Genomic DNA, 13,790 nt, shown 5'->3' with positions numbered 1-13,790 from the left:
TCGAACCCGCGCTTACTGCGCCTGCTTTAACTGGTCCAGAATGGCCGGGTTTTCGAGCGTCGACGTGTCCTGCGTGATCTCTTCTCCCTTCGCAATCACACGCAGCAAACGACGCATGATCTTGCCCGAGCGCGTCTTCGGCAGGTTGTCGCCGAACCGGATGTCCTTCGGCTTGGCGATCGGACCGATCTCCTTGCCCACCCAGTTACGCAGCTCCAACGCCAGTTGCTTCGCTTCGTCCCCCGTCGGACGCGAACGCTTGAGCACCACGAACGCGACAATCGCCTCACCCGTCGTATCGTCCGGACGCCCCACCACCGCAGCCTCGGCCACGATCGGGTTCGCCACCAGCGCCGACTCGATTTCCATCGTGCCCATGCGGTGACCCGAGACGTTCAACACGTCGTCGATACGGCCCATGATAGTGAAGTAGCCGGTCTTCGCGTCGCGAATCGAACCGTCACCCGCCAGATAGATCTTGCCGCCCAACTCTTGAGGGAAGTAGCTCGACTTGTAACGCTCCGGGTCGCCCCAGATCGTACGAATCATCGACGGCCACGGACGCTTGATCACCAGCATTCCGCCCTGACCGTTCGGCACGTCCTGACCGGTTTCGTCGACGATGGCCACCGCAACCCCCGGCAGACCCAGTGTGCATGAGCCCGGCACCAGCGGCGTTGCACCCGGCAACGGCGTGATCACATGACCGCCCGTCTCCGTCTGCCACCACGTGTCGACAATGGGGCAACGACCGCGACCGACGTTCTCGTAATACCACATCCACGCTTCCGGATTGATCGGCTCGCCGACCGACCCGAGAATGCGTAACGACGACAGGTCGTACTTCTTCGGATGCACTTCCGGCGTCTGCTCCGCTGCCTTGATCAGCGAACGGATGGCCGTCGGCGCCGTGTAGAACACCGTCACCTTGTGACGGTCGATCATTTCCCAGAAACGACCGGCATTCGGATACGTCGGCACACCCTCGAACACGACTTGCGTCGTGCCGACTGCCAACGGGCCGTACGCGATGTACGTGTGACCGGTGATCCAGCCGATGTCGGCCGTGCACCAGAACACGTCGTCCGGCTTGATGTCGAACGTCCACTGCATGGTGAGCGACGCCCACAGCAGATAGCCGCCGGTGCTGTGCTGAACGCCCTTCGGCTTGCCCGTCGAGCCCGACGTGTAGAGGATGAACAGCGGATGCTCAGCGCTCACCCACTCCGGCTCGCACTGGTCCGACTGCGTGGCGACGAGGTCTTGCAGCACTTCGTCACGGCCAGCCTGCATCGGGACGTTGCCGCCCGTGCGACGATAAACGATCACCGACTTCACGTGTTCGCAGCCGCCCATTGCGAGGGCTTCGTCGACGATGGCCTTCAGGGGCAGCGCCTTGCCGCCGCGCATCTGCTCGTCGGCGGTAACGATGGCGACTGCGCCAGCGTCGATCACGCGCTCGTTGAGCGATTTGGCCGAGAAGCCGCCGAACACGACCGAGTGCGTAGCACCAATGCGGGCACACGCCTGCATCGCGACCACGCCTTCAATCGACATCGGCATGTAAATGACCACGCGGTCACCCTTTTTCACACCCTTCGCCTTGAGCGCGTTCGCAAAGCGGTTCACGCGCGCAAGCAGGTCGCGATAGGTGACCGGGGTCACCGTGCCGTCGTCGGCTTCGAAAAGGATGGCGGGTTTGTCGCCCAGACCCGCTTCGATCTGGCGGTCCAGGCAGTTGTAGGAAGCGTTGATCTGACCGTCTTCGAACCACGTGTAGAACGGGGCGTTGGTCTCGTCGAGGACTTTGGTGAACGGCTTGTGCCAGGCCAGATTCTCGCGCGCCTGACGCGCCCAGAATCCCTCGTAATCTTTCTCGGCCTCGGCGCACAGCGCCTCATAGGCTGGCATGCCGGAAATGTTCGCTTTGGCGACCAGCGCCTGCGGCGGCGCGAAAACGCGCTGCTCCTGCAATACCGATTCAATTGCTGCCATGAGTTGTCCCCTCTTATGGATATGCAAATACCATTGCAATCAAGCCAAAACACATCGCTAACGTCACATTAAGACGAGCGACTTACTAACGCCTTACACTGGTACATTCGACTCCCGTGCCTTGCGTGCGGGACTCACGCAAAACGCGTTGTCGCATTGCAGCAAAGTGTGGCGTAATCGCTACAATCCTACGCTTATCACCCTCGTCCCGCCACCCCGGAATCGCCCGGAGCGCCCGTGAATTCGACATCTACGCCTCAGACATCCAGTCCCACCCCCGCGGCAGCGAACGCCGCACCGACCGGCACCGACCGCCTGTTTGCCCGCTTTCCGAGTTTCGCGCTGGCCCTGGCGATGACGTTCGTCGGCACCAATGTCGGGATCGGCAAGACGATGGTCGCCGTCATGCCCGTGGCCGCCTTCGCGCTCTGGCGCTTCGTCATCGCCATCATTGCGCTTGCGCCGCGCTATCGGCCATCAAGCATGCGACGCGTCACCCGCAGCCAATGGGGTCACCTCTTCGTGCAGACGTTCTTCGGCACGTTTCTCTTCACATTACTCATGCTCTACGGCGTGCGCATGACGACGGCCACCGCTGCCGGGGTCATCACCGCGACGCTGCCTGCCTGCGTCGCGCTGCTGTCATGGGCTGTGCTGCGCGAGCACCCTTCGCGACGCACGCTCGTGAGCATCGCGCTGGCGATTGCCGGAGTGGCGCTGCTCAACGCCTCGCGCGGCGACGCCCACGGTGCGGCTGGGTCCGGCACGTCCGATGCGACCAGCGGCGCCTGGCTGGGTAACGCGCTGGTGCTGGGGGCTGTGGTCTGCGAAGCGATTTACGTGATCGTCTCGAAGCGCCTCGCGGCGGAACTCTCGGCCATCGACATCTGCGCCTATACGCATCTGATCGGCGGCGTGCTGATGCTACCGCTGGGCATCGTGGGGCTGATGGCGGTGGATTATTCGGCCCTCACCCCCGGTCACTGGGCCCTCATCGTCTGGTACGGACTCGCCGCGAGCGTCTTTTCGTTCTTCCTGTGGATGCGAGGGATTCGCCACGTCAGCGCGCAGCTTGCGGGGGTCTTCACGGCGATGGTGCCGGTCGCGGCCACCGCCTATGGCGTGATATTTCTGGGCGAGCGACTGTCCGTCGCCCAGGGCAGTGCGCTGGCGCTGACGGTCGCAGGGATCGTACTCGCGGCGCTACCGTCCGCCGGATCGCGAAAGACGCTATTGCCAACCCGCGACTGAATCGGACGCGGTGCCGTCGCCAAGACGTTGTAAAATGCCGCCCATGCCGGATAGCGCGCCGCGCTATCCGTGCCAGTGCACTTTGCTTGCGATTTGCGTAACCGATAACTACAGCCTGCGTCACGAGGCGCTGGCCTACACCCCGTCAAAATTGCCATGTCGACTCCCGGCCGCCCGTCCGATGCGCAGCAGCGCACCGCTCGTCCGATGCGTCCCCTGCCGCGCGTCATCTTCTTCAGCCGCTGGTTGCAACTGCCGCTGTACCTCGGGCTAATCGCCGCACAAGGCGTCTACGTCTACAAATTCCTCGTCGAGTTGTTCCACCTGGTCACGCACGCCGCGACCTTCGACGAAACCCAGATCATGCTCGTCGTGCTGGGCCTGATCGACGTGGTGATGATCTCGAACCTGCTCATCATGGTGATCATCGGCGGCTATGAGACGTTCGTCTCGCGCCTCGGCGTGGAAGGCCACCCCGACGAGCCCGAGTGGCTCGATCACGTGAACGCCGGTGTGCTCAAGGTGAAGCTGTCGATGGCGCTCATCAGCATCTCGTCGATTCATCTGCTCAAGACGTTCATCGATGCGTCCCAGCAAACGCCGCACACCATCATGTGGCAAGTGATCATTCACTGCGCATTCCTGCTTTCCGCCGTTGTCATGGCCTACGTCAACAAGATGACGAACGACAGCCATGCACCCGCGTATGCGACCGCGCAGCATTGAACAGAATTCAGCCGTAGCAAGTCAGTACAAAAAACCAGTCCCCACTAAGTCGAGAGCCGTTTCATGTCTACCGTCATTAAAGAAGACGACGTCATTCAGAGCGTCGCCGGTGCCCTGCAGTACATCAGCTACTACCATCCGGACGATTACATCCAGGCACTGGGTCGCGCCTACGAGGCCGAAGAAAGCCCGGCCGCCAAGGACGCCATCGCGCAGATCCTGACCAACAGCCGCATGTGCGCCGAAGGCCGCCGTCCGCTGTGCCAGGACACCGGCATCGTGACCGTGTTCGTGAAGGTCGGCATGAACGTGCGCTGGGACGCCAAGCGCAGCCTCACCGACATGATCAACGAAGGCGTGCGTCAGGCTTACATGCATCCGGACAATGTGCTGCGCGCCTCGATCGTCGCGCCGCCGGAAGCCGGTCGCAAGAATACGAAGGACAACACGCCTGCCGTCATCCACTACGAAATCGTAGAAGGCGACAAGGTCGACATCACGGTCGCAGCGAAGGGCGGCGGCTCGGAGAACAAGTCGAAGTTCGTGATGCTCAACCCGTCCGACTCGATCGTCGACTGGGTCGTGAAGACGGTCCCGACGATGGGTGCAGGCTGGTGCCCGCCGGGCATGCTCGGCATCGGTATCGGCGGCACGGCCGAGAAGGCCATGGTCCTCGCGAAGGAATCGCTGATGGACCCGATCGATATCCATGACGTGATCAAGCGCGGTCCGCAAAACTGGAACGAAGAGCTGCGTATCGAACTGTTCGAGAAGGTCAACGCACTCGGCATCGGCGCGCAGGGCCTGGGCGGCCTGGCCACTGTGCTCGACGTGAAGATCCTCGACTACCCGACGCACGCCGCGTCCAAGCCGGTCGCCATGATCCCGAACTGCGCCGCGACGCGTCACGCGCACTTCACGCTGGACGGCTCGGGCCCGTCTTTCCTCGCTGCACCGTCGCTCGACGCCTGGCCGAACGTCCACTGGGCGCCGAACACGGAAACGAGCAAGCGCGTCGATCTGGACACGCTGACGCCGGAAGAAATCACGAGCTGGAAGCCGGGTCAGACGCTGCTGCTCTCGGGCAAGATGCTCACGGGCCGCGACGCCGCGCACAAGCGCATCGCCGACATGGTCGCCCGCGGCGAGCCGCTGCCGGTGGATTTCAAGGGCCGTGCGATTTATTACGTCGGCCCGGTCGATCCGGTACGCGACGAAGTCGTCGGCCCGGCGGGCCCGACCACGTCGACCCGCATGGACAAGTTCTCCGATCTGATGCTCGGCAAGCTCGGCCTGTCCGTGATGATCGGCAAGTCGGAACGCGGCCCGGCCGCGATTGAAGCCATCAAGAAGCAAAAGGCCGCCTATCTGATGGCCGTCGGTGGTGCCGCCTACCTCGTGTCGAAGGCAATTCGCGGCGCACGCGTGCTGGCCTTCGAAGACCTTGGCATGGAAGCCATCTACGAATTCGACGTCAAGGACATGCCGGTGACGGTGGCCGTCGATTCGACCGGTGTCTCCGTGCATCAGACCGGCCCCAAGGAATGGCAAGCCAAGATCGGCAAGATTCCGGTCGCGGCTGAGTAAGTCAGACTAAGTCTGACGTTACGTCAGTGCGTTGAGAAAGCCCGGATTCGTCCGGGCTTTTTTTCGTCTTCCGTCTGATGGTCGACTGCGGTTGCGACGTGAAAAATATCACGGAAACGAGCGAGAATGGCTCGCATTACCATTCGCACCTCGGTTCACGAAAAGCCTTGCAGGGCTTGGCTTTCCGCGCTTTTCAGGCTACTCTTCAACCGCTCGCAAATTGCTTAAGACAGGGATCCAAAATGAAAGGCGACAAGAAAGTCCTCGAACTCCTCAACGCCCAGCTCACGAACGAGTTGACGGCGATCAACCAGTACTTTCTGCACGCCCGCATGTACAACCATTGGGGCCTGAACAAGCTGGGCAAGCACGAGTACGACGAATCCATCGGCGAAATGAAGCACGCCGACAAGCTGATCGAACGCATCTTCATGCTCGACGGCCTGCCGAACCTGCAAGATCTGCACAAGCTGCTCATCGGTGAGAACACCGAAGAAATTCTGAAGTGCGATCTGAAGCTCGAATACCTCTCGCAGAAGACCTGCAAGGAAGGCGTCGCTCACTGCGAAAGCGTGAAGGACTTCGTCTCGCGCGAAATCTTCAACGAGATCCTGCACGACACCGAAGAACACATCGACTGGCTGGAAACGCAGATCGATCTCATCGGCAAGGTCGGCATTCAGAATTACCAGCAGTCGGGCATGGCGTCGTTCGAAGAATAAGCCCGACACCCCGCAAGACCCAGATAATAAATGCGCATCACCGCACTGTAGGCACCGTATCCTTCGATATCGGGTCGCAGGCTTTGCGCTAGAATTTCGGGGCCGGCAACTTGCCGGCCCTTTTTCATTTGCCATGCCCTCCAACGCGCCGATTGGCGTCTTCGACTCCGGCCTCGGTGGCCTCTCGGTCCTTCAGGCCGTTCGCGCTCTGCTCCCGCACGAGTCGCTCATCTACGTCGCCGACTCCCGCTACGCGCCGTACGGGGAACGCCCGGACGCCTTCATCCAGCAACGCAGTCTCGCCATCGGCCGATGGCTACGCGAGCACGGTGCCAAGGCATTCGTCGTGGCCTGCAATACGGCGACGGCGCATGGCGTGGCGGCGCTGCGGGCCGATGACGCATGGCCGGTCGTCGGTGTCGAACCCGGGATTAAACCTGCTGCGGCCACGTCGCGCAGCGGCGTGTTCGGCGTGCTGGCCACGGCCGCCACGCTGCGCAGCGCCCGCTTCGCGGATTTGCTCGCGCGTCATACCGCGCAAGGACAGCGCTTCCTGTGTCAGCCCGGGCATGGGCTGGTCGAACGCATCGAAGCCGGGGATGTCGATTCGCCAGCAGTGATGGCACTGCTCGACAAGTACATCGCGCCCATGATCGCCGAAGGGGCCGATACGCTCGTGCTCGGCTGTACGCATTACCCCTTCCTGATTCCCGCCATCCAACGACATTTCGGCACTGCGCTGACGTTGATCGACACCGGTGCAGCCATCGCCCGCCAGCTTCAGCGCCGTCTTGAAGAGGCCGATCTGGCCGCCCCCGCAATTTCGGGTGCAAGCGCGAATACCCATGGCAGCATCCAGTTGTTCACCACCGCCAATGCCGTGGCACTGCAAACGATGGCAGATCGACTGATGCCTGAAGCGCCTGCCGCAGCCGGTTCGACTGCTGTAACCGGCGTGCCGGACATATCCGCCACATCCTGCACCGCTTCTCGTCACCTCACCGCACCCCGCGTAGCCACTGTCGAGATTGCCGAAACCGCGCCGCAACCCGCAGCCGGTCTGGCTTTGCCGTAAGACCTTCCCATCATTCCCGCTTGACATCTTGTCCGTATATCCCTGGGGGGTATATGGGATAGGTCAATGACGCTTGCAAAAGACGCCAACTTAAATAATAATTATTCTCATTAGTGTTACATTTTGACGTTTTCATCATGATCGTCTGCGTCTGCAAATCCGTTTCCGACCGTCAGATCAAGGCTTGCCTCGATGCCGGTGCCACCACCATGGAAGATCTTCAGATCGACCTTGGCGTGGCGCTCTGCTGCGGCAAATGCGGTCCGTATGTTCAGGAGATGGTGACCGGTGCCACGCCATGTTGTGGTCGCTCGTGCGGTGGCTGCTGCCAGTCTGCGCATGTCGAGACGACGGAAGTCGAAGTCGTGATGGTGCGTCAGGAACTCGCACTGGCCGCGTAATCGTTGCAGTTGCGCTCGCCGTACACGGGTCTTCGGACCGACGGAATCCGCCTGAGTGACCGGCATCGACTGAGGTCACGGGGCAACGGAGCCAGCCAGGCGTCTTGAGGCGTCATGCGCCAGCCAGCGACTTGTCACCCTGGAGGTGTCAGATGGAACTCCTGATTGGCTTTGTTTCGACGCTGTGTTTATCGTTTTTCCTGTTTCGAAGGTGAGTTGCAGCACGGTTTCCAACTCACTGCGTTCGCCGACCGCGCCCCTTGGCGCGGTTTTCCTTTGATCGTACGTCCGGCCATTCCCGAACCCGAGGCTTCGCACACCGCGCTTCACTCACCGTTCATCGCCGCAATTTAGCGTACCCTAGCCGTTATCATGTCGACCGCCGTGCCCCCCGCCGTGACCTCATCCGGCCTTGCGCTCCAGCAGTTCCGCGATCCATTGACGTCGCCGCGAACCCTTGCCATCGCAGCAGTGATCGTTATCGTTCACATTGCCGCCCTGATCGGTTTGTCGCACCTGCGCAACGATCCGGAAAAGGCGACGATCGAGCCGACAACGTTTACCGCCACGATCATTCCGCTCACGCCCGCTCCGACGCCGCCGCAACCCGCGCCGCCAAAACCGCAGCCGGAACCGCCCAAGCCGAAGGTCGCGCCGCCGCCGCCCAAGCCGCGCGAGCAGCCCAAGAACGCCATCACGCAAAAGGCCGAACCGGTCGCCCCGCCGCAACAAGCGCAGGTCGAGCCGGTGCAGAACGCAGCGCCCACGCCGCCAGCACCGCCCGCACCAGCCCCTGCGCCCGCACCATCCGGCCCGATCGAAGGTCTCGCCGTGAAGTGCGACGAGCCTCGCGTGGCCTACCCGACACAGTCGCGTCGCGTCGGCGAAGAAGGCACCGTTACGTTGCGTCTCGTGATCGACACCCGTGGGGTGGTCTCGAGCGCCAATGTCGTCAAGTCGAGCGGCTTCCCCCGTCTCGATCAGGCCGCCCGCACCGCCGCGCTGGCGATGCGTTGTGCGCCCCCGATGCAAAACGGCCGTGCGGTGGAAGCCGCCGCGACCAAACCGTTTAATTTCAATCTGAACGATTAACGATCGCTGAACGAACGCTAAACAACGATTAACGAATTGGATCTTCCGAGGAACGCAAAATGCAAGAGTATGGTTTGAGCCACGTCTGGTCGCAGGGCGATTTCGTCACCCGCGCCATCGCGATCGTATTGCTGGTGATGTCGGTGCTGTCGTGGACGGTCATCATCATCAAGGGCACGCAAGTCTTCCGCCTGAGCCGCCTCACGCGCACCGCCGAACCGGACTTCTGGCACTCGGAGAATTTCTCCGCCGGTCTGCAAAAGCTGGGCGAATCGGGTCAGAACAACCCGTTCCTCGCGCTGGCCCTCGCCGGGCAGGACGCCGCCGAACATCACCGTCAGAGCCAGCCGCATCTGCACGACAAGATGGACGTGAGCGACTGGATCACCCGTGCACTGAAGAACTCGGTGGACGATACGGTGTCACGTCTGCAAAGCGGTCTCGCCATGCTGGCCTCGATCGGCTCGACCTCGCCGTTCGTCGGTCTGTTCGGCACGGTGTGGGGCATCTATCACGCCCTGCTGGCCATCGGCGCATCGGGTCAGACGACCATCGACAAGGTCGCCGGCCCCGTGGGCGAAGCCCTGATCATGACGGCCTTCGGTCTGTTCGTCGCCATTCCGGCCGTGCTCGGCTTCAACGCCCTGACGCGCGCCAACAAGGGTATCGTCTCGAAGCTCAACCGCTTTGCGCACAGCCTGCACGGTTACTTCCTGACGGGCGCCAGCGTGCACTCGACGCAGTTCACCAGCAACGTCACGCCGGTGCGCAAGTCGACGTCGGCCAACGCCAGCTAAGCCGCCGCGCAAGACAAGGAGTTCGCTATGGCTATGGGTTCATACAGCAGCGACGACGGTGCCGATGACGCGATGATGAGCGAAATCAACATGACGCCGCTCGTCGACGTCATGCTGGTGCTGCTGATCATCTTCATCGTGACGCTGCCGGTGCTCAATCACGCGGTCAAGCTCGACCTGCCGCAGGCGAGTAGTCAGCCGGAAGACACGAAGCCTGCCAAGATCGACCTGTCGATCCAGGCAGACGGCAGTGTCTACTGGGACAAGCAGCAGATCGACGACGACACGCTCAAGGCGCGTCTGGCGCAGGCCGCCGAAGCGCAACCGCAACCGGAACTGCACCTGTTCGCAGACAAGAGCGTGCGTTACGAAAGCGTCGCCAAGGTACTTTCCGAAGCACAGACGGCCGGCGTAACCAAACTCGGTTTCGTGACCGAACCGGCGAAGTAAGTCGCGAAGTGAGCCGGTAAATCCACGAATCGCAGAAGTGAAAAGCGCGGTGCCAGTCACCGCGCTTTTTTTCGTCTGTACGGTTCGAAATCGATCGGGATTTTGCGGGCTTCCCGCTTATTGTTCCAATCAGGTAACAATCCTTCCTGTGTTACGGGCTACTCCCGGTGCCATACGTCCGCATATAGTTTGGACATGACAACGGATGTCGGCGACGCCCGAAGCGGCTGTGAGGCACGCTTGACTCGCGCATCCCCAACAGGAGAACACCCCCATGAGCACCCCCTACACTCGCCCGGTTGCCCGCGTGTTTACAGCAGCGCAAACGCAGGAAGGCGCTGGTTTTCACGTCAACCGCCCGTTCCCGACACGCATGATGATGGACTTCGATCCGTTCCTGCTGCTCGACGAAATGGGCCCGATGCAAGTGGCCCCCGGCGATGCCAAGGGCGCTCCCGATCACCCGCACCGAGGCTTCGAAACCGTCACCTACCTGCTCGCTGGCGAGATGGAGCACCGTGACTCGCAAGGTCACGCAGGCAAGCTTACGCCGGGCGACGTGCAGTGGATGACGGCCGGTGCCGGGGTGATTCACTCGGAAGAGCCCTCGCACGCGTTCCAGCAACGCGGCGGCGAGATGCATGGCTTCCAGCTGTGGGTGAATCTGCCGAGCACCGACAAAATGATGACGCCGCGCTATCAGGAGCTGCCCGCCGCCAGAATTCCCACGGCGACGAGCGACGACGGCAAGGTCTCCGTGCGCGTCATCGCTGGCGAGGCGCTGGGCACACGCGCCGCCATCGAAACGCGTACACCGATTCTGTACCAGCACTTCACGCTGCAACCGCAGGCGCTGCTCGATCATCCCGTGCCGTCGGATTTCAACGTGTTTGCGTACGTCATCGACGGCGAAGGGCATTTCGGTGCGGAGTCGACGCCAGCCAAAGCCCATCAGATGGTCGTGTTCGGCACGCACGGCGAAGGCGTGACCGTGCGTAACGATGGCGACAAGCCGCTGTCGTTCCTGCTGATCGGCGGCAAGCCGCTGGGCGAGCCGGTGGCGCGCTACGGCCCGTTCGTCATGAACACGGAAGGCGAAATTCGTCAGGCGATTCTGGACTTTCAGGCGGGACGTATGGGCCACATTCCGGCGTCCGTGTCGCGCACCTGACAGGAAACCGCTAGCGCAGATCGCACCCGCCCGCTTACGAAGCCGCATTGACATCGTGAGTGGGCAGGTGATGCATCGTCATACACCGACGGTCCAGCGAAATTGGGTCACAATGACACTCAGAGTACGCCGCAAGCTTTGAGTGTTTTGTGACCCGATGCTTTTGATGCCGCCGATCCCCGGATCTGCGGATCATCTTGACGGGCCGTTTTCATCGAAGTGATCAGGACCCATCCAGACCTCCAGGAGCTGCCATGGCCGCAGAAGCGATTGTTACCGCCCACTTGGGCGCCGCCGGATACACCACCCAACTGTCGGACGGCAAGCACGAATGGCTTGCCGACGAGCCCGAATCGCTGGGCGGCGGCAACCTCGGCCCGGCCCCCGCGGCGCTGCTGCTCTCGAGTCTGGGGGCCTGCACGTCGATCACGCTGCACATGTATGCACGCCGCAAGGAGTGGCCACTCAAGGACGTGAAAGTGACACTTGCGATGAACCCGGATGGCAAACCGCCCGCTGGCACCACGCAAATCACGCGCAAGATCGAACTGGCGGGCGATTTGTCGGAGGAACAGCGCCAACGCCTCTTGGAAATTGCCAATGCGTGCCCAATTCACAAGGTGTTGTCCGGCACCATCGCCATCGACAGTTCGTTGGTTGAGTAATATCCGGCACGAGGCAGGCGCGATGTTGTTAAGCGCCAGCCCTCATCGACAGAAGGGGAAATAGTCTTGCAGTACGAACACCTGATCGAGGTCAACGACCTCCTGAATCCGCTGACCTTCGCGCTCTCGCGCGATCAACTGTGGCGCGGCCTCGTGCTGCGTGCCGAACAGCCGGAGGCATTCGTGCTGGGACTCGACGAGTGCACGATGCTTGAACGCACCGAAGACACGTTAAGCCGCGAATTGCGCTTCGGCGAGACCGTTGTGCTGGACCGGGTCGTCTTCGAGTCCATGCAGTCGGTGCGCTACGAGACGGCAGCGACCGACGCGCACGCGGGGGGCTCCCTTACGATGCGTATCGAAGAGCCGAATCCGACGCATCTTTTCGTACGATTTACGTATAGCACGACGCTGCAAGAAGATGCCGTGACCGCCGACACGCGCTACAGCGAGTTTGTGAAATCGGCTTATCGCGAAGCCGACATCGACACGGTCCGCCGCATTCGCGAGCTTGCCGAGCAAGGCGCGTTGGACTGATCGGCCGTCCTGGCCTTGTGGCCGGGGCTGCCGTGAATTTAACGGCCGTGTTTGCTGGGTGGTGCCTTCCATCGTCCGGCAAACATTGCTTAGTCAGAAACTACCGAATCAATAAGAACAATAGCCAAATTCAAATATAAATGGGAATGATTCTCATTTAAGATTCTTCTCACAGTCAGCCATACGGATGAGCGAGATGACCGCAAGCCACACCACTGCCCGCCAGACCACGCCCGCCACGGCACCGCGCCGCACCCTGTCGGTGTCGCGCACGCAAGTGGCCAGCCCGGTGGCAGAAAAGCCGGCCACCAGCCAAACGACCGGTCGCGTGCTGACGAGCGATCACCTGCTGCAGGGCACGCAATGCGTGAACATTCTGCACAATGGCCAGACTTACCAGCTACGCGCTACGCGTTACGGCAAGTTGATCCTAACGAAGTAAGCGATTGAGTTCAAACCAGTAGACGTCAAGCAGTCAGGCTTTTTTAACGAATTTTGGCGGCGGCGAGACCACGACCTTGCCGTCACCTTCACCGAGTTTTGTGGGGACCACCTCGCCTAAGAGGTGTTTGGCAGTAGCCAGCGAACGCAACGCGATCCCATGTAGTTACGGCAAGCCCCTCTCTACCTGCGTTGCGCGCCAGCCAAGCCGCTTTTTTTGTCCATCCACTCGGGTTTCATTGATGTTCTCCTCGTGACAAACCTGCCAAGCCTCAGGTTTGTCATACGGCCTGACAAGCCTTTAACCCGTTCGCGAGAGCGGGTTTTTCTTTTTGCGGCGCAGGGTTTCACGTACAAAAAAAGCACCGCCAACGTTCATTGGCGATGCTTTTTTTGCTTCCTGCGCTGCCACTGCATCGAATGCCGCGCCAGCGCACGGTGACGCGCGATGCCAGGCGGATGAATTACGCGCCGATGACGGCGGCGATGCCCGCGCGGGCGATCTGCGCGTCCTGGTTCGACTTCACACCCGACACCCCCACGGCACCGATCACGTTACCGTCGACAACGATAGGCACGCCGCCTTCGAGCATGGCCGTGTTCGGTGCGCTCAGGAACGCGAAGCGGCCGCCGTTGATCATCTCTTCGAAGGCACCGCTTTCACGACGGCCAACAGCTGAGGTCTGGGCTTTGCCCAGCGACATCATGGCCGTGCTGGGGGCAGCACCATCCATACGATACAGCGACAGGGCATGACCACCGTCGTCGACGATCGTAATGCACACGTTCCAGCCGTTTGAAGTGGCTTCCGCCACGGCGGCCGCGTTGATCTTCTGCACGTCTTCAACGGTCAGGACAGCTTTCGTCTTCATACGTCTCT

The 13,790-nt window shown here is 61.5% G+C and carries 15 protein-coding genes; 13 read left to right on the top strand and 2 right to left on the bottom strand.

Features of this window, described 5'->3' with window-relative positions; translation table 11 throughout:
- Positions 1-12: 12 nt before the first annotated feature.
- Complete coding sequence (gene acs / locus PAN31117_RS20220) at positions 13-1,995, bottom strand: acetate--CoA ligase (protein WP_150739769.1); 1,983 nt, start codon at positions 1,993-1,995, stop codon at positions 13-15.
- A 315-nt stretch (positions 1,996-2,310) separates the two neighbouring features.
- Between acs and PAN31117_RS20215 the strand changes: the two genes are divergently transcribed.
- The 13 genes from PAN31117_RS20215 (at position 2,311) to hemP (ending at position 12,911) form a co-directional block, all read left to right on the top strand.
- Entirely contained in the window at positions 2,311-3,246 is a 936-nt protein-coding gene (locus tag PAN31117_RS20215; protein ID WP_281349245.1) for a DMT family transporter, read from the top strand.
- A 156-nt stretch (positions 3,247-3,402) separates the two neighbouring features.
- A complete protein-coding gene (locus PAN31117_RS20210) occupies positions 3,403-3,972 on the top strand; it encodes a TIGR00645 family protein (protein WP_150739768.1) in 570 nt (189 codons plus the stop codon).
- A 63-nt stretch (positions 3,973-4,035) separates the two neighbouring features.
- Positions 4,036-5,559: a fumarate hydratase gene (locus PAN31117_RS20205; RefSeq protein ID WP_150739767.1), complete on the top strand. Its 1,524-nt coding sequence runs from the start codon at positions 4,036-4,038 to the stop codon at positions 5,557-5,559.
- 242 nt (positions 5,560-5,801) lie between these two features.
- Positions 5,802-6,281, top strand: a complete 480-nt coding sequence (bfr, locus tag PAN31117_RS20200; protein WP_150666720.1) for a bacterioferritin — start codon at positions 5,802-5,804, stop codon at positions 6,279-6,281.
- 133 nt (positions 6,282-6,414) lie between these two features.
- On the top strand, positions 6,415-7,356 hold the full coding sequence (gene murI, locus PAN31117_RS20195) for a glutamate racemase (RefSeq protein WP_150739766.1): 942 nt from the start codon (positions 6,415-6,417) through the stop codon (positions 7,354-7,356).
- Between the two features lie 137 nt (positions 7,357-7,493).
- Complete coding sequence (locus PAN31117_RS20190) at positions 7,494-7,757, top strand: (2Fe-2S)-binding protein (RefSeq protein WP_039396355.1); 264 nt, start codon at positions 7,494-7,496, stop codon at positions 7,755-7,757.
- A gap of 372 nt (positions 7,758-8,129) precedes the next feature.
- Positions 8,130-8,849 carry an energy transducer TonB gene (locus PAN31117_RS20185; protein WP_150739765.1) on the top strand — a complete coding sequence of 240 codons (720 nt, stop codon included), beginning with the start codon at positions 8,130-8,132 and terminating at the stop codon, positions 8,847-8,849.
- Between the two features lie 59 nt (positions 8,850-8,908).
- Positions 8,909-9,646, top strand: coding sequence for a MotA/TolQ/ExbB proton channel family protein (locus PAN31117_RS20180; protein WP_150739764.1), 738 nt, complete (start codon positions 8,909-8,911; stop codon positions 9,644-9,646).
- A gap of 27 nt (positions 9,647-9,673) precedes the next feature.
- Complete coding sequence (locus PAN31117_RS20175; protein ID WP_150739763.1) at positions 9,674-10,096, top strand: ExbD/TolR family protein; 423 nt, start codon at positions 9,674-9,676, stop codon at positions 10,094-10,096.
- A gap of 274 nt (positions 10,097-10,370) precedes the next feature.
- Positions 10,371-11,267 carry a pirin family protein gene (locus PAN31117_RS20170; RefSeq protein WP_150739762.1) on the top strand — a complete coding sequence of 299 codons (897 nt, stop codon included), beginning with the start codon at positions 10,371-10,373 and terminating at the stop codon, positions 11,265-11,267.
- A gap of 254 nt (positions 11,268-11,521) precedes the next feature.
- Positions 11,522-11,932, top strand: coding sequence for an OsmC family protein (locus PAN31117_RS20165; protein ID WP_046290943.1), 411 nt, complete (start codon positions 11,522-11,524; stop codon positions 11,930-11,932).
- Positions 11,933-11,998: 66 nt separating this feature from the next.
- A complete protein-coding gene (locus PAN31117_RS20160; RefSeq protein WP_150739761.1) occupies positions 11,999-12,469 on the top strand; it encodes an SRPBCC family protein in 471 nt (156 codons plus the stop codon).
- Between the two features lie 187 nt (positions 12,470-12,656).
- Positions 12,657-12,911: a hemin uptake protein HemP gene (hemP, locus tag PAN31117_RS20155; protein WP_150666726.1), complete on the top strand. Its 255-nt coding sequence runs from the start codon at positions 12,657-12,659 to the stop codon at positions 12,909-12,911.
- Positions 12,912-13,374: 463 nt separating this feature from the next.
- Here hemP and PAN31117_RS20150 read toward each other — a convergent pair whose 3' ends face one another.
- Positions 13,375-13,782, bottom strand: coding sequence for a GlcG/HbpS family heme-binding protein (locus PAN31117_RS20150; RefSeq protein WP_150739760.1), 408 nt, complete (start codon positions 13,780-13,782; stop codon positions 13,375-13,377).
- Between the last annotated feature and the right edge of the window lie 8 nt (positions 13,783-13,790).

Origin of the sequence: Pandoraea anapnoica, from assembly GCF_902459765.1 — a bacterium.
Lineage (GTDB): Bacteria > Pseudomonadota > Gammaproteobacteria > Burkholderiales > Burkholderiaceae > Pandoraea > Pandoraea anapnoica.
This window is presented reverse-complemented; position numbering and strand designations above follow the sequence as displayed.